Source organism: Bacillus sp. NPDC094077 (genome assembly GCF_050279465.1).
GTDB lineage: Bacteria > Bacillota > Bacilli > Bacillales > Bacillaceae_G > Bacillus_A.
The window spans coordinates 35,519-57,597 of record NZ_JBNNUF010000003.1 but is presented as its reverse complement, the minus strand read 5'-3'; the positions used below and the strand labels follow the sequence as shown (position 1 = coordinate 57,597).

The window sequence follows — 22,079 nt, the reverse complement described above, 5'->3', positions numbered from 1 at the left end:
CTCATCACTCCAATTATATGAATTTATTAATTATATATTAGTTGTTATATACATTTTTGTAAATTTATAGTTTTCTACATCGTATCAAGAACTTCTTTAAAATTCCCCTCATTAATGGTATACACTTGAAACTGAATATAATCTATCTCATTCGTATCCGGATCAGAAAATGGTAAAATGGTAAACCTAGCTGCCAACCTTCCTAACATATCTACAATCATAAGAGCAACGTCAATATGCTCAAAGTCTACACGGAATGCTACCGCTTCTCCTGTACATTCGTAATCTTTAATCGCATCATATGACTTATTTGCACTAATCAGCATCACTTTTAATAGTTGGTTTAAAATTAATCATTTATATAGCTCCTTTTTCAATAAAACACTACAAAAACAGTGTAATCTTATACTTCCATAGCCTCATACATAAATTATATTAAAAATAAAGCTAGTTTTTTATAAATTTTTTGATATAATTACTTACGGGAAAAGGGAAGAATTTTGTCTTCCCTTGTGTTTTTTATTTGCATCTAGTTCTTTTGCTAGATGCCTTTTTTATATCATTTTACACAACTTATAATAGTAAGAGGATGATCCCATTGAAAAAATTTTCCGTTAGTTATTTAACATGCTTACTATTTTTCTCTATCGTTGTGAATATTTTACAGTATACACTAGTTCCAAATTATGCGGATTCATGGGGGCCGATTTGGGTATCCATTATTATGTATGTCATTCTTGGAAGTATTCCTGTTCTTATTGGTTGTTTATTAGGTGAATTTTGCTATAGAAAGATAAAGAAAAGTCACGAATTAAAAATCGGAATTCCTTTATTCTTATTATTAGGTTTCTTCTATAATTATTTGTTCGGTATATTCATGACTGGAGAGTTTTTTGTATCTTTTACTCCAATAGGATTTACTGGTTTAGATCTTCCTATTACTTTATCATCTTTATTGTTTTACCTTATAAGACGGCGTTAATTCTTTCATCACTACATAAAAAAAATGTTATTACTCCCGTTGAATTGAGTAATAACATTTTTATTTATAAACTACTTAACAGATTTGCTTCCAACTAGCATCCTTTATATCTTCGCTAGTTGGTTTTCTAACTAATCTAGCACATCGCTTTTCACAAGCACCAAACACAATGAAATTTTTCTGAGCCTGTCTTAACGAAACTTCATTTGCCCCGCCTTCAAGGTCAGGATCTTTAAACTGAACAGGATCATCTTCCCAAAAACATATGTTACAAATTTCATATGTACCTGGTGGTTCTTCTTCTAATGTTTTATATCCGCAGCATGGACAAGTGTATTTCATATAATCATCTCATTTCCCTTCATATGTAGTCCTACTTACTAAAAATGTAATAGAGCAAATGACAGTTAGTCCCATAAAGTACATCATTGCAACAATGCGAGTATGTTCATATGTTGTAGGAAACTCGTCAGATATAACTCCATAACAAAAAACAATACTTATAGCTAAAAGAATATATAAAATTAAAGATGGGATAAAATGTAACTTTACAGGTAAAATAACACACCTAAACAATATCTCCCCAAGAAGACAGCCAACTAAAACAACAGGGACTCCCACTATCAAAGTAGCAGCTAACATTTGGACCATAGCAATAAAAAGATTCGTAAAAATAGAAAATAGCTCTCCTTCAAAAATCTCCTTCTCACCGTATATTTGAATGATGGTCATTGAAATAAATAAGCTTAATAAAGAATGAGAATACGGAATTAAAAATTTCCCCAATCATGCTCACCTCACTTTTTTTACTTCACATATATTATTCATTATTTCCTATCATTTTTACATAGAAAAATAACCCGTCTTCTGCAAAAGACGAGCCATTTCAATTAATCCTCACTTATTTTCTTCTTATACCAATCCTGCATTCTCTCCGCATCTTCAACTCTCGTATGCTCTAATTTATAATTCGATGATGCACTAGAAAACTTATACGTACATAAATTCGCGCGGCGCTGGAAATATGATTGTGTTTTTTCAATCGATTGGACGTGTCTTCTTCTGACAAGTCCTGTATATTTTCCAATACTACGATACACAAGTGTAATTTGCTCTCCATTTACACCGTAACCATTCGTTTTAAATGTTGCGTATCCAAGTGTAAAGATAAGGAGTGCGAGCAGTAATAAAGCCCACATGATGAAATACTTTACAAAGTATATACTTATTCCTGTAATCGGAATTGCTAGCATCGCGAAGAAGATGAAACTATCAATGAGATAGCGACGTAATGCTGCTTTTGGTAATGAAATAATGTTTGTATTCAGTTCATATGGTAATTGTAAATGTGCAAGTAACTGTTGCACGCGATCTTTTCGAATAATTGGATGCAGCGTAACCTTTTCCTCTTTTCCCTCACTTTGAATGACTTCTACTTGCACAGCACAATAACCGAACGGTTGACGTAAAATACCTTCTTTTATCGTAATACCTTGAATACGGTGTAACTTTAGTACAAGTTCTTTCCTTTCAAGCAAACCTTGCGAAATACGCACTTCATCATTTCTTCGATTCACTGTAAAGTTTCCATGTTTTAACGCATAACCGATTGTAGATATAATCCAAGAAACGACAAGTAAAATAGCCACCATGTAAATCCAGCCATATATATCGTGTTCCATTACATATGACGTTACCTTGTTTTTTATCCATTTCGGAATGTACTCATCTACTTGGTGATACACGAAAAAGATTAAAGAAAATAGTAACCCAAATTGACCTGATGTAACAGACGCTATTAAAATTTCTTTCCACGTTAACTTATATTCTGTCGCTTGTTCTTCTTCTGTAATGATTTCTTTTTCTATGACTTCTTCGGATGCTTCTTCTGTTTTTACTGCCGTAGCTGGTTCATTTAACATCGTAATAAGCTCTGTCGCCTCATCTACCGTAATACCAGCTAAACTAACTTCCGGATCATTTCCTCCGCCAGCTGTTTCAATTTTAATTTTCTTTAGTCCTAACACTTGGTACAACATGCCTGAACTCGTATTAATCGTTTGGACACGTTCTTTATTTAAGTAGCTCTCTTTTTTGACAAAGAGACCTTCCTTAATATGTAATACATTATTTTCGATCCAATATACTTTGTAATACCAGCCTGCGATAGCTGAAACAATCGTGATTATCGCAAAACCGATAGGAACTAAATACCAAAATGGAAACTTTCCTTTTAAACTAAAAAGAAAAATAATAAATGGTACAAAATCTGTTATTTTTAATTCTAATAACATCGTGATGGGATGCTGCCTCTTATACATCCTCATCACTCACTTTCGCTAATTCTGCGATTTTCGTTTTCAGCATTTCAGCTTCATACATCGTTAAGCCAGGAATACTATGAGAAGTTGCCGCTGTTGAAATATGTAATTCTGCTAATCCGTATTTTCTCATAATTGGCCCTTGTTCAATCGTTACGTGCTGTACACGAATCATCGGTACTAATACGCGTTTTACGACGAAAAGACCGTGCTGAATTTCAAGCTCTTCTTCATTTAGTTGGTAGCTATAATAACGCTGACGTAGTTTCGGGAATATGAAATACTCAAATGGTGCTAGCGCAACTGTTAACCCGATCATCACATACAGAATCCACGCCCACCAATCAAACTTTATCATGAGGAAAAGGTATACTAAAATGACGAGAATACCTATCCCTTCTTCAATTACAGCACGAACTTTCCACACCTTGACCATGTCAGGATGAATTTCATTTTTCAATGGATCCATGTAACCACTCCAAATCTAGTAATCTAATATATGAATTCTCTCAAGTTACATTTTACATAATTTCACAGAAAATGAGAATTATATTATTCTTTTTCTTTCTTCTCAGGAATAAAATATCCGAACCAAAGTAGCCAAACGAAACCGATTAGTGCAAACCAACCTTTATCCGCTTGAAAAGCTTCCATCATACCTGGAATTTTATATACTCCAATAAATCCTAGAAACCCGAGCCACCAATTTTTTTGCATTTTCATTTTTACTCCTCCTTCATTACATTTTTCACATTTTGAATCCAAATTTCTTTATACTTTAACTGGAATCCCATCAGCATGTAGTTGCTCATATTATCAATAACGAGCGCTAATGTGTTGGCTTTTTCTTCTGTTGCATGTTGTGACACAACTCCAAGTTCCACACCTCGCTTCAATAAATCGTGGAATCCATTTAAGAAATCTTCTTGTATTTCAAATAAACGTTTCTGATACTTTTCATTTCGCGCCGCAGTTACGATAAATTCATTTATAACGCGCAATATTTCTTGTTCCTCTTCGTACTCAGACAACATATGTAAACCATCTGCGATTAACTTTTCTTCAAAGTTTTCTTTCGTATATTGTTCTTTATCGAAGCAATTGGCGAAACGATATCCAGAAAAAATTTCTTCAAATAAAAAATCGACCAATGCTTCTTTAGATAAAAAATGATAATAAATAGCTGGCTTTGATATTCCAACTTCTTTCGCAATCATAGAAAGGCTCATCTTCTCGATGCCATGCTCTGCCATTAGTTTAAATGATGCCTCTACAATACTTTGCGATGTTTGTAAACTCTTTGTCATACTGTACCTCACTTATTTTTACTTACCGGTCGGTAAGTAAATTATGCAATGAAAATGAATGATTTGCAAGTTAATCAGAGTTGTAAAAGGAACTTCTTGATGAATCTAGAAATGTAAAAACAACGTATAACAATAAGGGTGAATTTCATATTGGATATGGCGGTAAAGGTGGTAGCGGCGGTGAAGATGGCAAAGATGGTAAGAGCGGATTTATATTACTCGTTGTGCTCTTTATCGTATTAATCATAATTGGATTCAGTTACTAGGCGACTTAGCTCTTACCTAGACTGGACTTTCACCAGTAAGCAGTTTCCAACTTAGCTAGGCACACAAAATAGAAAGCCCTAGTTATATTTCACAGCCAGTGCTTTCTATTTTCAGCATTCTTATAAATGTTGTGTGGTTCATCTATATTTCCAACTCGTATGCGCCAGCGCTCTGTCGCAAACGGAAATTATTATTGATCATCCACAATAATATATGCTGTTCTGATTGGCCCATGTACACCTACGACAAGGTTCATTTCAATATCCGCGCTATTTGACGGACCAGAAACGAAATTCACACAAGCCGGCAGTTTTTCTCCCGCTTTATTTTGATTATGAATAAGTTTGGTAGCTTGGGTTAATCTTGGTACAATTGTACTTTTAGGAACAATTGCAATATATGACTCCGGAAGAAGGCTAACATGTCTTCCTTTTAGCCCATCATTAAATAGCACAACGGTTCCTGATTCTGCCAAAGCCATATCACTGAACGTAATACCAAGGTCAGCAGCTTTCGCAAATTCGATGTCCTCTTCTTTATGATTTAATCCCCATGTACGGAAATGTGTTGTACCTTCATTTTTGAAAAATGGAGTAAGACCATACTCATTAAAGCGCTCGTCATTCGAATACATCACAGTTTTGATATTCCATTCTTTTATAAAAGATCGCAATGTTTCAACAAGATTTTCCTTTGTTGTTCGCTTCACTTCTGTATGAATCACTTCGCACTGCTCCATTAACTTTAATACAAGTTCATCTTGTGTGAGTCCTTCAAAAACATGCCACTGCGGGGAAAAAGACCAGTTCCGTTTTTCCACTGCTTCTGGACGTTTCCTACCAAGCTTTTCTGATAATTGTAGTAAAAATTCCTCACGATTTTGGATGGCCATCATCGTTCTCCTTTTCGTGTTTTTCAAACCACTCTCGAAACGGTTGTTTTTTCGGAACTGGAAAATCTCTCGCATCCGTCCAAGCTTTTAACGGCCCAATTCCCCGCTCAATCTTATCCCCTTTTGCAAGAGGTTTTAATGCATACGGAGCGCTCTTCGCAGCAATAGAAAATAATCTAGGACTCTTCACCGTTTTTTCAAAACCTTTCATAGCCACGTTCCAAGCTACAGGTGATTGTTTTTCTTCTACAATGCGGCTGCGATGTTTAATTAATAAGTCGTGTAACGGGATTTTCACTGGACATGCTTCTGTACAAGCACCACAAAGGCTAGATGCATAAGGTAAATCCTTATATTCATCATATCCCCCTAAAAGCGGTGTCAACACAGCTCCAATTGGTCCTGGATAAATAGAGCCATATGCATGTCCACCAATATGTCGATATACAGGACACACATTAATACATGCCGCGCAACGAATACACTGAAGGACACTTTGGAATTCTGTTCCTACAATATCGGAACGACCATTATCAACAATGACTAAATGAAATTCCTCAGGTCCATCTGTCCCACCAGGCTCAGTTAACCCTGTAATATAACTTGTTAATTTTTGTCCTACAGAACTACGGCATAGAAGTGTTACTAAAACATCAAGCTCTTCCCATGTCGGAACGATACGTTCCATCCCCATAACTGTAATCAAGGTTTTCGGAAGTGTCGTAGTAAGTCTTGCATTTCCTTCGTTTGCTACGATTGAAATTGACCCAGACTCTGCAACAGCAAAATTACATCCAGTCACCCCTATATCCGCTGCAAAAAAATCATCACGTAAATACGCTCTTACAAATCTCGCCATTTCCGTAGGGTCAGATGTTCCAGTATAATCTAACTTTGTTTTAAATATTTCACAAATGTGTTCTTTATCCTTGTGAAGGCACGGAACAACAATATGTGACGGAGGATCGTGGTCGTTCACTTGTAGAATAAATTCAGCAAGATCTGTTTCTAACACTTCCCCTCCAGCTTCTTCAATCGCTTCATTTAAACTAATCTCTTCCGTTACCATCGATTTTGATTTCACAATTTTTTTCGCATTTTTCTTTTTTACAATCCCTTTTACATATTCCCTTGCGTCTTCTGCAGTCTTTGCAAAATAAACAAAACCACCGTTTTTCTCAATATTTTCACTCAGCTCATATAAATAATAATCAAGGTTTTCTAATGTATGTTTTCGAATTTCTTCCCCTAAAGCCCGCCATTCTTCCCAATTCCCAAGACTCTCAGTAGCTTTTAACTTCTTACCTCTAAGACCATCTTGTGCTTTCCTAACAGCCTGTCGCATAAATTGATCCCCAATACCTGTTTTAGCACGCTTATGAAAAGGATCATTCCCAATTTTCATTCCCATCCTATATCCCCCTTATTTTCGATCTTCATTTAATACTTGAGCAATATGTTTTACATCAATTGGATAACCATTACGTGTTAAACGTCCTTTAATATTCATTAAGCAACTACAATCCATTCCAATTAACACTTCCGCACCAGTTTCCATAATATGCTTTACTTTTTCATCAACCATTTGCTCAGAGATTTCTGGCATTTTCACTGAGAATGTACCCCCAAATCCACAGCAATCATAATTATGCGGCAACGAAACAACTTCCAGTCCCTTTACACATTTTAATAATTTTTGCGGCGGTTCCTTAATCTCCATTAATCGGCTCATATGACAAGATGTATGAACTGTTGCCTTTTTATGAAGCTTCGCACCTAAGTCTTCTTTCCCTAATACTTCAACAAGAAATTGTGTGAATTCATATGTTTTATTGGCAAGTTCAGTAGCTTTTTTCTTCCACTCCGTTTCACTTTCAGAAAATAAGCTAGAAAACTCGTGAACCATCATAGCGCAAGACCCCGATGGTGCCACAACATATTCTGAACTAGCAAAGGCTTCAATCATATGTTTTGCAGCTGTTTTTGTTTCTTTCACATACCCGCTATTATAAGCAGGTTGTCCGCAACAAGTTTGACTTTTAGGAAAATCAACTTCACACCCTAAATCTTCAAGAATTTCCACAACATCTCTTCCTACTTCTGGATAAAAAACATCTGCAACACAAGTGATAAATATTGATACTTTCATATTTTGCACCCCTAAATACAGTAAAGTAAGCTCAAGTAACTTTATAACCAAATCTACCTTATATGTATATTATTGGTAAAAAATCAAAAAATATGAATAGAAATGACAAAAAAGACTCTCACATTTGAGAGTCTTTTTTATACGTTTAGAACTTCTTTTTCTAAAATTAGCGAATATGTGTCCGTACGACGATCTCTTAAAAATTGCAGTAGATTACGCGCTTCATTAATTTCCTTTGTATCAATTTTTTGAATGAGTATTCCCTCCTCTTCTCCTAAAGAACAAACAATTTCTCCCATTGGATTACTGATAAAACTTCCTCCATAGAAACACATGTCCTTTTCTTTCCCGACTCGATTTACAGCTGCTACAAATACACCGTTATGAATACTATGAGCTGAAATAGCTTTTGTCCAAATTGGTTTTGTCGATAATTCTGGATAATCTGGTTCAGAGCCAATTGCGGAAGGATAAAATAATATTTCTGCTCCTTTTAGTGTCAAAATTCGTGCTACTTCAGGGAACCATTCATCCCAGCAGATCCCGATTCCTATTTTCCCATACTTTGTACTATATACTGGATACCCTGTATTTCCTGGTGTGAAATAATATTTTTCATGGTAACTCGGTCCATCTGGAATATGATTTTTACGTGTTGTTCCTAAATATTTACCGTCAGCATCAAACACTGCTGCACTGTTAAAATAAATCCCTTGTGCCACCCATTCATAAAAAGGAACAATTAAAACAACATGAAGTTCTTCCGCTAACCTTTGCATCGCTTGTAATGCTTCATGTTCAAAAGGAATTGCCAGTTCATAATTACGAACTGAAACGTTTTGAGCAAAGTATTCAGCATGATATAACTCCTGTAAACAAATAATCTTGGCTCCCTTTTTTGCTGATTCTCTTACCTTTGCTATTGTTCTTTCTATATTTCTCTGGATATTCTCATTACACGTTAATTGAACTAGCCCAATTGTCACTTCACTCATTCTCTTCTTCCCCCCCACATTAATTCTGAACGCTTTCTTTTTCATTCCGAAAAACTATACTTCCATTTACCACTGTAAAAATAACCTTAGCATCTTTAATTTCTTCCACCGGTACAGTAAACAAATTCCGATCTAGCACAACTATGTCAGCTAGCTTCCCTTCTTCTATTATGCCTAGTTCCTTTTCGCGAAATGAGGCATACGCAGGAGTATACGTGTATGCTCGTAACGCTTCTGCTAATGATATTTTCTCTTGCGAATTCCATTCCACCCCTTCATCATCTAGCCTTGTTACAGCTCGGTAAATTTCTGGTAACGGATTTATTGTAACAACAGGATAATCGCTGCCAAATACAAGCGTTGTTCCTGCATCCATTAATGTTTTCATCAAGTAATTGTATTGCATTCTTTCTGACCCAATTAACCTTCTATATACTTCTCGACTTGTAAGATTAATATGTTCAGGCTGAATAGACGCCAGCACCCCTAATTTTTGAAACCTCTCAATATCATTTGGATGAATCATTTCGACATGCTCAATTGCGTGCCTTGCATCCCTTTTTCCATTCTGTATTTCAGCCTCTTCAAAAGCATCTAATGCTAAACGTACAGCTCCATCTCCTATTGCATGAAATCTTACGCGGAAGCCCTCCTTATCAGCCGCTACTGTCCATTTTTTTATGATTTCTGGTGGATATGTAGTGTGTCCTCTTGTCGTTTCTTCCTTATATGGTTCAAGTAAATATGCCGTATAACTAGTTGTTACTCCATCAATAAATTGTTTAAACCCGCAAAATTGAACCATACTAGATTTATATTTTTCCTTTAAGGATCTTGCTAAGTTTAAATCTCCATTTAGCGGAGCAACAAAATGAATTCTCGTTGTTAACTTTCCTACTTTTTCAAATTCATCATATAACTCAGCTTCTTCCACGCCCATTTCTGGTATCCTCAATAAATCATGCACAGAGGTTACTCCATATTTCGCAGCTTCTATTAAAAATTTTTGAAGCAATATCCTATTTCGTTTAGAGTTAAACTGCAATACGCTAGTTGCTAACCCCACTGCATTTTCCTTTAAGACTCCTGTTGGCTCACCATTTTGATCCCTGACAATTTCTCCGTATGGTGGACTCTTCGTTTCTTTATTAATCCCTGCCATTTCGAGTGCTTTACTATTTAGCCAAACACTATGAAATTCAGCATGGTATAAAAACACTGGTCGATCTGCAACATACTCATCCAATATCATCCGATGTGGCTCTTCATGGATTTCCCACAAATTCTGTTCCCAACTGCTTCCAATCACACAATTTATCTCGTTATTTCGTTCAGCAAATTCCTTTACAAGCCTTCCAACTTCTCTGGCTGAACGCGCATGAATTAACTGTACTCCCTCATTTACTAAACTTCCTAACATTAAATGAATATGAAAATCATGAAATCCAGGCATAATAAGCTGATTTCCAAAATCATGTACAATTGTGTCAGCATCTACATAATCGTGAATCTCTTCTTTCGGAACAAGAGCAACAATCTTATCATCCTTAACAATAATTGATGCCGAGATAGGTGTTTCTCCTATACCTGTAAATACAGCATGACTACTTAAAATCATATCCGCTTTTGTTCTCATAACTCTCCCCCTAAATAGATACTTCTTGTCCATCTTCTTTTGGCAATTCATCAAAACTCATCTGTGGTGGTTGAACACGGAATAATTTTGTTATATATAGAAGATATACAATACCCATAATGGTCCATATTCCTCCCAGTATGAGAGACATCTTGTCCAAATCACTCCACAATTTAATTGTTATACATGCACCAATTAGCGGTATGAACAAATAGAGAATCGTAGATTTTAATGACCTTTGTCCCCCCTTAATAAAATAATGTGCAATGACGGAAATATTCACAAATGTAAAAGCAATTAATGCACCGAAGTTAATAAAAGATGTAATTGTAACAAGGTCAGTAAATAGTGAAACCAAAGCAAAAATACTCACTAAAATAATATTTTTAATGGGCGTTTGAAAACGCGGATGTATATAGGCGAAAAATGATTTTGGTAGTACAGAATCCCTCCCCATTGCATATAAAATACGCGAAACACTAGCATGAGAAGCTAACGCGGATGTGAATGAAGTTACAATCATTCCTGCAAGAAACAAAGCATTAAATAAATTTCCTCCTATCATTCTAGCGATTTCAGCAGCTGCCGTATCTAAACTTTTATATGCCAAATAGTCTGGATGTATTAAATGTGCTAGATATGAAACGATAATATAGCAAATACCAGAAAAGCAAATGACAAAGAAAATTGCTTTTGGAATGGTTCTTTTTGGTTGAATGGTTTCCTCTGCAAAAGTTGTTAAAGCATCAAACCCTAAAAAGGATAAACAAAGTACAGATGCCCCTGAAAATGCTGCAATTATTGAAGAATCTGGATTCATAAACGGTTTTAATGAAAATAATGTTCCCTCTCCTGCTCCATTAAGAAGTGAATGAATACATAGAGCGCAAAAAACCATCAATACGATATATTGGAATCCTAAAAAAATCATATTCATTGTAATTGTTACTTTTGTCCCTACAACATTAATTACTGTCACAATTATAATCATCGCAATAATCCATATACTAGAAGGAATAGAAGGAAGATATTCCGATAAATAGAGTGAAATAATGAGGAAGTTAATCATGGGGATAAACAAATAATCCATTAGAATTACCCAACCAACCATGAAACCTAAACCTGGACTTATTGACTTTTGTGTATACGTATAAGCTGATCCCGAAATTGGATACGCTTTTGTCATTTGTCCATAACTATATGCTGTAAATAACATCGCACATAGTGCAAGTATATAGGCTGTTGGTATCACTCCTTTTGATAAAGATTCCACTACGCCAAACGTAGTAAATACCGTTAATGGTGCCATATATGCCAGACCTAGCAATACAAGTTGAAAAAAAGTCAACGAACGCTTTAACTGAATGCCATCTTTCACTTTTCAACCCCCTTCACCTTTGCAACTTATCTATGCAATTTTTGTTCCATTTTGTTACCCTATGGAAAAATCATTATTTTCTCATGTTATAAAGCAAAAACGGATAAATTCCCCACGGGAAAATATCCGTTTCTGCATAAGTTATGAATACTTGCATACTTTCCGTACGCCAGAAATATTTAAAAAAGAAAAAATCTCGTGTGAAATAAACTTATATAAGCTTAGCTTGATGGGTATGGGGCGATGCTCCAAAAAGAAAAAATACCAATCCCTTAAACCGCGCCCGCTCCGTTCTTCATCCGTCAGGAAAGAATAAATATAAATAAAAAAGCATCCTAAATTACACATTTAGGATGCCTTCTTTTTTTGTAAAGCAAATCAATTTTTATTAAGCAATCGCATACGATAACAATTCATCGTTACTTCCCCAAGTCTTTGCAATAATTGATAATTTGCATACGCACCGACCGGGGCACCGATTACTGGAACGAGCTGAAGCATTTTCGCTAAATCGATATAGTCTCGGTACTCTGTTTGAAACTTTTCCCAGTCCATATGATTTTCTTTTTCTGTGTCCCACGTTTCAATTGCTTTCCATATTTCTTTTCGATAATCATCACTTGAAAAAGCAAGTTGGAAAACGTGAAGAATAAAGAGGCGCTCTTCTTGTTTACTCGTATCAAATCCGTACAATGTTGCTGCATCGAATAAAAATTTAATTTTAATACTGAGTAGAAGCGGAAAGTCTGCTAAACCGAGGAGAATACCACCAGCTCCCGTCCCTGCTCCTTCTGCCGCTGCTACTTTTTTATATTCGTCCATCTTTTTACGCACTTCATCATCACGTCTTTGCAGCGACCAGTTCGTCTCTTTTAGCTTCGGCTTTATAAAGTTTGATCCAGCACTAATTGTTTGCACCATCATCCGAATCGTTTCCGTTAATACTTTTTGCACTTTTGCCGGAATAAGCTGTTGTACTTTCAACTGCACTTTTTTGGAGAACCGTGTCATCATAGAAGAATCTTTCATGAATGTAGCTTTCCACTGCTCCAATTCTTTTATAACCTTCTCTTCATATGTAATCATAGGTTCATTCCTTTCAATTTAAACGCTCAATGCGCTTTGCACCATATTGATTAACGAAACCGATACTAAATACTATGCTTACGACTAATAAAATACCTGTCATCATGAAGTCTCTCGTCGCAAGTGCAAATACAATTGTAAATAGAATGCTACCAATGATTAGAATCACATTTAGTAAAGTAAGAAAGTCTTTCTTCTTTTCTTCTCTCCCTACTGGATACAAATCAAGCCAAATCTTCATGCGATGATGTTTCCATAAGGTTAGTAGCTGGTAACCGATTAAGTATAAGAAAACAAGGCTTACGATAAATCGTCCATATAAAAATGGGATGAAGTAAAGAATGACTCCTCCAAGAACGAGCAAGCGCACATATAATCCAAAATAGTTACCGGATCTTAAAAATGTTCTCGTATATAAATATAAGTATGTACGTTTTTCACCAATCATCGAAAGAATGAAATCAAGCCATTTCCTACGTGATACCCTCTCTTTTAATGCTGGTACATCAACGAACATATTCGCAATGCGGTACAGCAGCATCATTTTTTTACCTTCTTCAGAAATTAAATACTCCCAGTTTAGCGGCTTTCCCTTCACCATTTGATGCATGATAGCGAGGTATAACACCATGAGCAGAACGATTCCGCCAATAAAAAGAAATGAAGTACGTTCTACAAGGAAATATACAAATAAGCCGTTTAAAATAAAACGAATGAACCAATCAGCCCTTTGTATATTTTGATCTGTTAAAAAGGACTTTTCCCACGCTACGAATAAATTCCACGCTTTTACAATGACAAGCGCGAGTACAATCCATATGTAAACTGCCCCAGTTTGTTTCATTTGTTGGAAATATAATGGGGCTAGCGCTGCTGCTACGATGGCAATGATGTATAACTGAATCATAAACGTAAAGAGAAATGCCTTTGTAAAGTAAGGCTTTAGCTTCTCTTCAACTGGCAGCAAATAAACGAGATCTGCTTCTTTTAATAACGTTTGTATCGATCCGGCTGTTAATACGAGACCAAGTAAAACCGCCATAACAAGCCCCGTTGGAAACGAAGGTGTTAACGTTTGTAACCATTGCTGGTAATAATACGCTCCCGCACCGATGATAAACACAAAAATAAATTTCAAATGATCATTAAATACGTATTTACTATATGTACGAACTTCTTTTAGAAAGTGACGAAATCGCTCTTTCCATAATGCTGTGCTATTCATAATCTTCTTCCTTTGTTAAGGCAATGTAAATATCATCTAACGTTGCACCTGGCATATTAAACTGTGATTGCAGTTCAGATAATGTTCCCTGCGCTCTTACTTCACCTTGATGTAAAATAATGAACGAATCACAATAACGCTCTGCCGTCGCTAAAATATGTGTACTCATTAAAATGCCTGCGCCGCTTTTTTTCATTTGGTCCATCATTTGAAGAAGAGATTGAATCGCTAACGGATCCAGTCCAACGAAAGGTTCGTCTACTATGTAAAGAGATGGCTCAACTAAAAATGCGCTCATAATCATTACTTTTTGTTTCATCCCTTTTGAGAAATGAGACGGAAACCATTTCAAACGATTTTTCATGCGAAACTCTTGTAATAGTTGTCCTACACGTTCTTCATATTGTTTTTCATCGACACCGTACGCCATCGCTGTTAACTTCAAATGTTCTTCTAACGTTAACTCATCATATAATACCGGTGTTTCTGGAATGAATGAAAAGCTAGAACGGTACGCTGTCATATCATCACGAATTGTTTTCCCATTAATTGTGACAGTTCCTTTTTTCGGTTCCATTAAACCGATAATATGTTTAATCGTCGTACTTTTACCAGCTCCATTTAAACCGATTAAGCCGACAAGTTCGCCTTTATTAACAGAGAACGAAACATCTTTTAGTACAGGTCGTTTCGTATATCCTCCTGTAACATTTTCTACACGCAATAACTCGCTCATACGACACCACTTTCTTCATTAGTATTCATTCTATATTCATCTTACCAAAAATTGCACTGTCCTACATAGTTTCGATGGCCTCAAAAAAAAATTTTAATTTCTTTACATATATTTTACGAAAGCGGACATCATAATTAGTGAAGAAGGAACACATTGAAAAAGCAACCACCAATTGATGAGTATAACAACATAGTGAAGTCATCATGAAATGGGGTGTCCAAGTTGGACAATGAAATTTACACATAACCAGATTGTTTGTTTCATTTTAGAAACGGGGTGTCTTCGAAAGAACATATACTGTTTTAAAAAATAAACAAGTTCATTTTATAAAAGATTGCAATTCATTTCACTTGAAAATGGGGTGTCTACGGCAGAAACTTTAGCCGATTTGCCATGCATTTCTTAAATAAATGAGGTGTCTGCGAACCGTAAATTACGATAATGCTTTTTCAATCCCTCTTCAGAAAACAGGAAGCTGAGTCAGCTTCCTGTTTTTCGTGTTTGTTCTCGTATGTAATTATGGTAAAATACGGCTAAGGATATTTGAAAGGATGAGATCGATGAATCACACAGCGGATAATTGTATTTTTTGTAAAATCATTGATGGGCAAATCCCTTGCTCAAAAGTATACGAAGATGAACATGTACTTGCATTTTTAGATATTAGTCAAGTAACAAAAGGACATACTCTTGTTATTCCGAAAGTTCATAAGCAAGACATTTTTGCGTTAACGCCAGAAATTGCATCTCACATTTTTGCTGTCGTTCCAAAAATCGCAAATGCAATCAAAGCAGAGTTTAATCCAGTTGGCTTTAACCTACTTAACAATAACGGCGAAAAAGCTGGACAAACTGTGTTCCACTTCCACCTTCATTTAATTCCACGCTACGGTGAAAACGATGGTTTCGGTGCTGTTTGGAAATCACACCAAAATGAATACACAATGGAAAGTTTACAAAACATCGCAAGTACAATTGCAAATAGTGTGAAATAGTGACACTATAAGAAGACGTAATACATAACAAGCCGCTTCCCCGAAGTCATCAAGTATTGCATGGCTTGTTTCTTCACTTAAAATGCTCGGGGATGATTGTTTGTGCATAGCTCATATAAGAAAGATATGCATACTTTTTTACATCATGAATACGAACAAAAAATAAGGAGGTCTCCTTTTATGTCAAAAGCTAAATCCTTTATTACAGGTGTCATTTGCGGCGGAGCAGTTGCTGGACTAGCCGTTCTTTTCTCAACTCCTTCTTCTGGTAAAGATATGCGCGGTAAGCTGAAAGAAAAAGGAAATGATATTAAAAAGACTTTAGCTGATATTACAGCTGATACAAAATTATTAAAGCGTCAAATCGTTGAAACAGCTTCAGAAGGTAAAGAAGTGTTTCAAGAATTAAAAGATGATATGCAAGACACGCTTTCTAACTGGAAGCAAGATATTTCTCAAAACAAGCGCCATATTGAGAAAGAAATTTTGGACATTCAAAAGTCAATTGAGAAACTACAAGAAGCTGTCCCAGAAAAAGCGTAAACAGATTCCTGCTTAGTTTTTTGCATATAACAAATATTTTTTATATAAATTGACCTTAACACGGCATATCACATAGATATGCCGTGTTTTTATGCATTTACAATATATGTTATCAATTAACATGTAAGGACAACACATGTATTCACGACTCATAAACCGCTTCCATAGTTATGCATGATTTGTATAGAATGTCATTTTTCCGAAAAATTTTCACAATTCTCACAAAAAGACTTTATTAATTTTTATTTTACTGGCATAATAGATAGTAATGAAAAAGAATGTTAAAGTGGGTGAGTAAATGAAAAGTGGAGAAAAAGATTACTCGGTAAAAGAAGCGATGATTTTTAGCCAACGCATTGCTCAATTATCGAAAGCGTTATGGAAATGTGTAGAGAAGGATTGGCAACAGTGGATTAAACCTTATGATTTAAACATTAATGAGCATCATATTTTATCAATCGCTTATCATTTAAAAGGGGCTTCTATTTCTGAGATTGCTAAATTTGGAGTTATGCACGTATCAACGGCGTTTAACTTCTCTAAAAAGCTAGAAGAACGCGGCTATCTTGTATTCTCGAAAAAAGAAGATGATAAACGAAATACGTACATTGAAATTACAGATGAAGGGGAAGAATTACTACTTCGCTTAATGGAGGAGTATGATCCTGAAAATAATTCTGTGTTTAATGGGGCTCTTGCACTTCGTAATTTTTACGGGAAGTTCCCAGAAAACATCGAACTGATTGCAATCTTGCGTAATATTTACGGACAAGACTTCATCGATATTTTTGAGAAATCATTAGAAAATATTGAGGAGAACTTTACGGAATCCGATCAGAAGTTAGTCAAGAAATAATCTATTTATTTTTTCGCAATCATGCTTAAGAATTCATTCATAAGCGGCTTAAATAAGCCCTGTTTTGCTAGCGCTTCCGCAGTTTCGTGTACTTCGAGCTGATGTGGAAGCGCTTTTTCAAATTGATCTAACAGCGCATCGAACAATAAAAGGCCTTCTGCTTTCTCCGCTACATACCGATTGTTCAACTCTTCACAAAGTTTTAGTATACGTTCAATATCTTTTTTACGAGCTTTTTTCTTTATGATCAAAGAATAAAATGGACACTTTTCTTCATCAATCATTTTAAATAATAGGTCTACGTAATATTCAGCTTGTTCTAATCTTCTTACAACGTCCATTTTCTCCCTCACTTTCTAACACAAAGTCTTCTATTTCTGAATTTTATAACACGAACAAAATATCGTATGATACAATATATAAAGTATATGTATTTTAGCCAAAAGGAGGTCTCGCCTCATGACTCTTATAACAGTTGTTTTTGTCGCATTCGCACTTCTTGTTATATTTTACACGAATTTCATGACACATACACTGTGTGAACGAAAACAAATATCTGCGAGCCGCCAGCCCGGTGTCTTTCGGGTTATTAATGTATGTATAACAATTTTATTAATTTCTAGTTATATAGAAATTATATTTCATGGAAAGTGAGGAAGGAAAGCCCCTTCCTCACTTTTTTCCTCTATAAGCAAATTATACCTACTATAACCAATAAAATAAACAGTACAAGTAATAAAATAAGTTGAGAATTCATCCCGACCCCCTCCTCTTTTCTGTATATGCGACATGCGCCCAATGTGGTACACTTTCAAAATCTGACACGAACTGGTTAAAATTTCTTTATCCCGCATTAACGGGAAATAGGCAAAATGAAGCAAAACCTAATGAAACTGCCCGTAATTGCCCGATTCGTTCAACTAATAATCCTTTGGGACACTTCACCCAAAGGATTAAAGTTTCACTTTATCAATAGGAAAACGAGTCGAAATATGATATATTAAATTTTGTACATATTGCTTATACTATAGAACAAATAACATCCATCAAAACTTTATCCTCAGCCTCGGTAAGCCCTGTTAAGCGCGCTTTACCAATATAAAAAGCAAAAGTATCAGTGAGGCTTAATCGGGCTCTTATGAACAAAAGTTCATCGGTGTAGGATAAATTAAAAATACATAATAGTAGGAGTGTTTATTGAATGAAGAAAGCTATGCTTGCCTTAGCCGCAACAAGTGTAATTGCATTATCAGCATGTGGAACATCATCATCAGACAAAATCGTTACATCTAAAGCTGGTGACATTACGAAAGACGATTTCTACAATGAAATGAAGCAAAAAGCTGGTAGCCAAGTCTTACAAAATATGGTTATAGAAAAAGTACTTATCAAAAACTACAAAGTAGATGAGAAAGAAGTAGATAAAAAGTTCGATGAAGCGAAAAAACAAATTGGTGATCAATTCGATACACTATTAAAACAACAAGGCATGAAAGAAGAAACATTTAAAAACACTATCCGTGCCACTCTAGCTCAAGAAAAAGCTATCGAGAAAACAATCACTGATAAAGAACTAAAAGACAACTACAAACCTGAAATTAAAGCAAGCCACATTCTTGTAAAAGATGAAGCTACTGCGAAAAAGGTGAAAGAAGAACTTGGACAAGGTAAATCTTTCGAAGAGTTAGCGAAACAATACTCTGAAGATACTGGTTCAAAAGAAAAAGGCGGAGACTTAGGATTCTTCGGACCTGGTAAAATGGTTAAAGAATTCGAAGATGCTGCTTACAAACTGAAAAAAGATGAAGTAAGCGAACCTGTAAAATCACAATTCGGTTACCACATCATTAAAGTAACAGACATTAAAGAACCAGAAAAATCATTCGAACAATCTAAAGCTGACATCAAAAAAGAATTAGTTGAGAAGAAAAAGCAAGATGGCGCATTCATGAACGACCTTATAATGAAAGAAATCAAAAAAGCTGACGTAAAAGTTGACGATAAAGATTTCAAAGATCTTTTCGAAGAGAAGAAAACTGACACTAAAAAAGACGAAAAGAAATAATAAAAAGTTCGGGCTAAGCCCGAGCTTTTTTGTTTGTTTACGTTTGGTAAGGCAAAATCGTACACGAACACCCTCTCCTCTTTTAAAATGGAAAAACAAAAAACCTCAGTTCCATCACATACGGAACCAAGGTTTATCTCATTATCATTGATTAAATTCAAAAACTATGTTAAATTAGTACAGAAACGCATTCATTAAAAATAAAAGAATGTATTTATCCGTATCTTAATTGTACACCAAAAAACATCTTCAGTCAACCTCTATTTTTCACTTTTAAAGGAGTGCTTACGTATGAACAAAAAACTTGATTTAGAGCAAAAACGATTAGATACCGTAATAGAAACGATTACGGAGCAAATTGATAAGCTAGAAAACGAAACTGGTAGACGCCGGGCGGAAGTAATCAACATCCGTAAACACTTCTGGGATGATGTGAAAGTTAATACTGATACTTTTGACGATTATCTTGAAACAGTTATCAACTTAAGACAACAAGCTCAGTCACTAGCTGTAACGCAAATCACCCATAAGCACACCTTTAATCGACTTGCTGCACTACGACGTATGCATAAAGCACCTTACTTCGGGCGAATCGATTTCAAAGAAGAAGGAGAATCTAGTGCAGAACAAATTTATATCGGAGTTGCTACACTTACCGATGCAAGTGGAGAAAACTTTCTTATATACGATTGGCGTGCGCCCATTTCAAGTGTTTACTACGATTATCCACCAGGACCGGCTGAGTACAGTACACCAGGGGGCGTCATCCACGGTAATGTGGAGAAAAAGTTACAATATATTATTCAAAATGGCGAGATTGATTCCATGTTCGATACGAGCCTGACAATTGGCGACGAAATTTTACAACAAGCGCTCGGAAAAGGTACAAACAAACATATGCAAAGTATAGTTGCTACTATCCAGCGCGAGCAAAATGAAATTATCCGACACGATGAAGGGCGACTACTTATCGTTCAAGGAGCTGCCGGTAGTGGTAAAACATCAGCTGCCCTGCAACGAATCGCCTACTTATTATATAAATATCGCGAATGGTTAAAAGCGGATCAAATTATTCTCTTCTCCCCTAACTCCATGTTCAACAGCTACGTCTCTAACGTATTGCCAGAACTCGGTGAAGAAAATATGCAGCAAGTTACATTCCAGGAATATTTAAACCACAGACTAAGTAAGTCATTTGACGTTGAAGATCCTTATGAGCAATTAGAATATATGCTAACTGAAACGAATAGCGCTTCTTATAAAACTAGAAATGCTAGCATTCGATTTAAAGCATCAACTCAATTTTTCGAGATAATTCAAATGTACAGAAAATCCCTCGAAACGTCCGGTATGTTGTTTAAAGGAATGAAATTTAGAGGAAAAACAATTGTCTCTGCTAAACAAATTGCAGAACAATTTTATAATACCGATACCTCCCTCCGCTTCCATAATAGAATTGAAAAGTTAACGGAGTGGCTAAATAAACAAATAGATGAAATCGAAAAAGCAGAACTAAAGAAACCTTGGGTAGAAGAAGAAATTGAATTACTTAGTAAAGATGAATATCAAAAAGCTTATAAATACCTACAGAAAAAAGGAGAGTTTGACGACAACTCCTTTAATGATTATGAGAAGGAAACGAAAGTACTCGGACGTATGATTGTCCGCAAAAAATTAAAACCGTTGCGTAAAGGCGTTCAAACGCTACGCTTTATCAATTTTACAGGAATATATAAACAACTTTTCACAGATGCATCATGGGTTACTGGAGAAAAACCTAAAGAATGGGACGACATTTGCTCATTAACAGTGAACATGCTAGACGAAGGAAAGCTATATTACGAGGACGCGACTCCATTTTTACTTTTAAAAGAATTAATTGAAGGATTCCAAACAAATAGATCAATTAAACACGTACTCGTAGACGAAGCGCAAGATTATTCCCCGTTTCAGTTCGAGTTTTTAAAACGTCTCTTCCCTGCAGCAAAAATGACTGTACTTGGGGACTTTAACCAAGCGATATTTGCTCATGCGAGTGAAACAGTTGATTTCCATACACTTACGAATTTATATGGGCCAGATGAAACAAACGGCATTAACTTAACTCGTAGCTATCGCTCAACAAAACCAATTATTGAATTTACACGAGATCTCGTTCCAGAAGGAAAGAAAATTAACGCATTTGAACGTGACGGCGAAAAACCTACATTGACTAGAGTTGCTGATTACAGCGAACTGCACGACCGTATTACTTCCAAAGTCGCTGAATTACAACAACAACAGCACAATACGATCGCAATTATATGTAAATCCGCAGCTGAAAGCGCCGCTGCCTACGAGGCACTCAGTCATATCGAGAATATTAAACTTGTGAAAAGTAACTCAGCCGAGTATGAGCAAGGTATTGTCGTTATCCCTGCTTACTTAGCAAAAGGTATTGAATTTGACGCTGTCATCATTTACAACGCAAATAATGAAGTATACAGTGATGAAAGCCTTCGTAGATTGTTCTACACTGCTTGTACGCGCGCGATGCATGAATTGCATATGTATAGCGTTGGTGAAATTAGTCCTTTTGTGATGGGGGCTGATTTGGAGAGCTTTGAACTTATTACACCTTGATATGAATCAAGGTGTTTCTTTTTT

The 22,079-nt window shown here is 35.7% G+C and carries 25 protein-coding genes; 8 read left to right on the top strand and 17 right to left on the bottom strand.

Annotation, left to right across the window (positions count from 1 at the left end):
* Positions 1–74 precede the first annotated feature (74 nt).
* Positions 75–326: a protoporphyrinogen oxidase gene (locus tag ACQKNR_RS08970; RefSeq protein WP_427317987.1), complete on the bottom strand. Its 252-nt coding sequence runs from the start codon at positions 324–326 to the stop codon at positions 75–77.
* 272 nt (positions 327–598) lie between these two features.
* On the opposite strand from ACQKNR_RS08970, the gene ACQKNR_RS08965 reads away from it, so the two are divergent.
* Positions 599–982, top strand: coding sequence for a hypothetical protein (locus ACQKNR_RS08965; protein WP_427317139.1), 384 nt, complete (start codon positions 599–601; stop codon positions 980–982).
* 75 nt (positions 983–1,057) lie between these two features.
* On the opposite strand, the gene ACQKNR_RS08960 is transcribed toward ACQKNR_RS08965, so the two are convergent.
* The 6 genes from ACQKNR_RS08960 to ACQKNR_RS08935 form a co-directional block, all read right to left on the bottom strand.
* Complete coding sequence (locus ACQKNR_RS08960; RefSeq protein ID WP_427317137.1) at positions 1,058–1,324, bottom strand: CPCC family cysteine-rich protein; 267 nt, start codon at positions 1,322–1,324, stop codon at positions 1,058–1,060.
* 9 nt (positions 1,325–1,333) lie between these two features.
* Positions 1,334–1,768: a hypothetical protein gene (locus ACQKNR_RS08955; protein ID WP_427317135.1), complete on the bottom strand. Its 435-nt coding sequence runs from the start codon at positions 1,766–1,768 to the stop codon at positions 1,334–1,336.
* Positions 1,769–1,872: 104 nt separating this feature from the next.
* The gene (locus ACQKNR_RS08950) at positions 1,873–3,303 is read right to left on the bottom strand and encodes a PH domain-containing protein (RefSeq protein ID WP_427317133.1); all 1,431 of its coding nucleotides are present in this window, start codon (positions 3,301–3,303) and stop codon (positions 1,873–1,875) included.
* The gene (locus ACQKNR_RS08945; RefSeq protein ID WP_427317131.1) at positions 3,296–3,772 is read right to left on the bottom strand and encodes a PH domain-containing protein; all 477 of its coding nucleotides are present in this window, start codon (positions 3,770–3,772) and stop codon (positions 3,296–3,298) included. The genes ACQKNR_RS08950 and ACQKNR_RS08945 overlap by 8 nt, the downstream gene beginning before the upstream one ends.
* A gap of 83 nt (positions 3,773–3,855) precedes the next feature.
* Positions 3,856–4,026, bottom strand: coding sequence for a hypothetical protein (locus tag ACQKNR_RS08940; protein WP_427317129.1), 171 nt, complete (start codon positions 4,024–4,026; stop codon positions 3,856–3,858).
* A gap of 2 nt (positions 4,027–4,028) precedes the next feature.
* Positions 4,029–4,610, bottom strand: coding sequence for a TetR/AcrR family transcriptional regulator (locus ACQKNR_RS08935; protein ID WP_427317127.1), 582 nt, complete (start codon positions 4,608–4,610; stop codon positions 4,029–4,031).
* A 149-nt stretch (positions 4,611–4,759) separates the two neighbouring features.
* Between ACQKNR_RS08935 and ACQKNR_RS08930 the strand changes: the two genes are divergently transcribed.
* Positions 4,760–4,876, top strand: coding sequence for a YjcZ family sporulation protein (locus tag ACQKNR_RS08930; protein ID WP_427317985.1), 117 nt, complete (start codon positions 4,760–4,762; stop codon positions 4,874–4,876).
* 191 nt (positions 4,877–5,067) lie between these two features.
* On the opposite strand, the gene ACQKNR_RS08925 is transcribed toward ACQKNR_RS08930, so the two are convergent.
* From ACQKNR_RS08925 to ecsA, 9 genes are all read right to left on the bottom strand, one after another.
* On the bottom strand, positions 5,068–5,769 hold the full coding sequence (locus ACQKNR_RS08925) for a LutC/YkgG family protein (protein ID WP_427317126.1): 702 nt from the start codon (positions 5,767–5,769) through the stop codon (positions 5,068–5,070).
* The gene (locus tag ACQKNR_RS08920) at positions 5,750–7,180 is read right to left on the bottom strand and encodes a LutB/LldF family L-lactate oxidation iron-sulfur protein (RefSeq protein ID WP_427317124.1); all 1,431 of its coding nucleotides are present in this window, start codon (positions 7,178–7,180) and stop codon (positions 5,750–5,752) included. The genes ACQKNR_RS08925 and ACQKNR_RS08920 overlap by 20 nt, the downstream gene beginning before the upstream one ends.
* Before the next feature lie 12 nt (positions 7,181–7,192).
* Positions 7,193–7,918 (bottom strand): (Fe-S)-binding protein, encoded by a 726-nt coding sequence (locus ACQKNR_RS08915; protein ID WP_427317122.1) that lies wholly within the window; start codon positions 7,916–7,918, stop codon positions 7,193–7,195.
* Between the two features lie 137 nt (positions 7,919–8,055).
* Positions 8,056–8,913: a carbon-nitrogen hydrolase gene (locus tag ACQKNR_RS08910; RefSeq protein WP_427317120.1), complete on the bottom strand. Its 858-nt coding sequence runs from the start codon at positions 8,911–8,913 to the stop codon at positions 8,056–8,058.
* A 19-nt stretch (positions 8,914–8,932) separates the two neighbouring features.
* Positions 8,933–10,549 carry an amidohydrolase gene (locus ACQKNR_RS08905; protein ID WP_427317118.1) on the bottom strand — a complete coding sequence of 539 codons (1,617 nt, stop codon included), beginning with the start codon at positions 10,547–10,549 and terminating at the stop codon, positions 8,933–8,935.
* 10 nt (positions 10,550–10,559) lie between these two features.
* The gene (locus ACQKNR_RS08900) at positions 10,560–11,927 is read right to left on the bottom strand and encodes an APC family permease (protein WP_427317117.1); all 1,368 of its coding nucleotides are present in this window, start codon (positions 11,925–11,927) and stop codon (positions 10,560–10,562) included.
* Between the two features lie 378 nt (positions 11,928–12,305).
* On the bottom strand, positions 12,306–13,013 hold the full coding sequence (ecsC, locus tag ACQKNR_RS08895; protein WP_427317115.1) for an ecs operon protein EcsC: 708 nt from the start codon (positions 13,011–13,013) through the stop codon (positions 12,306–12,308).
* Between the two features lie 13 nt (positions 13,014–13,026).
* Positions 13,027–14,238, bottom strand: coding sequence for an ABC transporter permease EcsB (gene ecsB / locus ACQKNR_RS08890; RefSeq protein ID WP_427317113.1), 1,212 nt, complete (start codon positions 14,236–14,238; stop codon positions 13,027–13,029).
* On the bottom strand, positions 14,231–14,974 hold the full coding sequence (gene ecsA, locus ACQKNR_RS08885; RefSeq protein ID WP_427317110.1) for an ABC transporter ATP-binding protein EcsA: 744 nt from the start codon (positions 14,972–14,974) through the stop codon (positions 14,231–14,233). Before ecsA ends, ecsB begins: the two co-directional genes overlap by 8 nt.
* Before the next feature lie 560 nt (positions 14,975–15,534).
* Here ecsA and ACQKNR_RS08880 point away from each other — a divergent pair.
* The 3 genes from ACQKNR_RS08880 to ACQKNR_RS08870 all read left to right on the top strand — a co-directional run bounded on the left by ACQKNR_RS08880 (position 15,535) and on the right by ACQKNR_RS08870 (position 17,368).
* Positions 15,535–15,969 (top strand): HIT family protein, encoded by a 435-nt coding sequence (locus ACQKNR_RS08880; protein ID WP_001016831.1) that lies wholly within the window; start codon positions 15,535–15,537, stop codon positions 15,967–15,969.
* A 180-nt stretch (positions 15,970–16,149) separates the two neighbouring features.
* Positions 16,150–16,512: a YtxH domain-containing protein gene (locus ACQKNR_RS08875; protein ID WP_000030302.1), complete on the top strand. Its 363-nt coding sequence runs from the start codon at positions 16,150–16,152 to the stop codon at positions 16,510–16,512.
* Positions 16,513–16,810: 298 nt separating this feature from the next.
* Complete coding sequence (locus ACQKNR_RS08870; RefSeq protein ID WP_427317108.1) at positions 16,811–17,368, top strand: HTH-type transcriptional regulator Hpr; 558 nt, start codon at positions 16,811–16,813, stop codon at positions 17,366–17,368.
* Between the two features lie 5 nt (positions 17,369–17,373).
* On the opposite strand, the gene ACQKNR_RS08865 is transcribed toward ACQKNR_RS08870, so the two are convergent.
* Positions 17,374–17,709 (bottom strand): DUF1878 family protein, encoded by a 336-nt coding sequence (locus ACQKNR_RS08865; RefSeq protein WP_427317106.1) that lies wholly within the window; start codon positions 17,707–17,709, stop codon positions 17,374–17,376.
* A gap of 118 nt (positions 17,710–17,827) precedes the next feature.
* Between ACQKNR_RS08865 and ACQKNR_RS08860 the strand changes: the two genes are divergently transcribed.
* The 3 genes from ACQKNR_RS08860 (at position 17,828) to helD (ending at position 22,055) form a co-directional block, all read left to right on the top strand.
* Complete coding sequence (locus ACQKNR_RS08860) at positions 17,828–18,022, top strand: hypothetical protein (protein ID WP_000172692.1); 195 nt, start codon at positions 17,828–17,830, stop codon at positions 18,020–18,022.
* A 547-nt stretch (positions 18,023–18,569) separates the two neighbouring features.
* Entirely contained in the window at positions 18,570–19,433 is an 864-nt protein-coding gene (gene prsA / locus ACQKNR_RS08855; protein WP_427317104.1) for a peptidylprolyl isomerase PrsA, read from the top strand.
* A 291-nt stretch (positions 19,434–19,724) separates the two neighbouring features.
* Complete coding sequence (gene helD / locus ACQKNR_RS08850; protein WP_427317102.1) at positions 19,725–22,055, top strand: RNA polymerase recycling motor HelD; 2,331 nt, start codon at positions 19,725–19,727, stop codon at positions 22,053–22,055.
* The last annotated feature ends 24 nt before the right edge of the window (positions 22,056–22,079 follow it).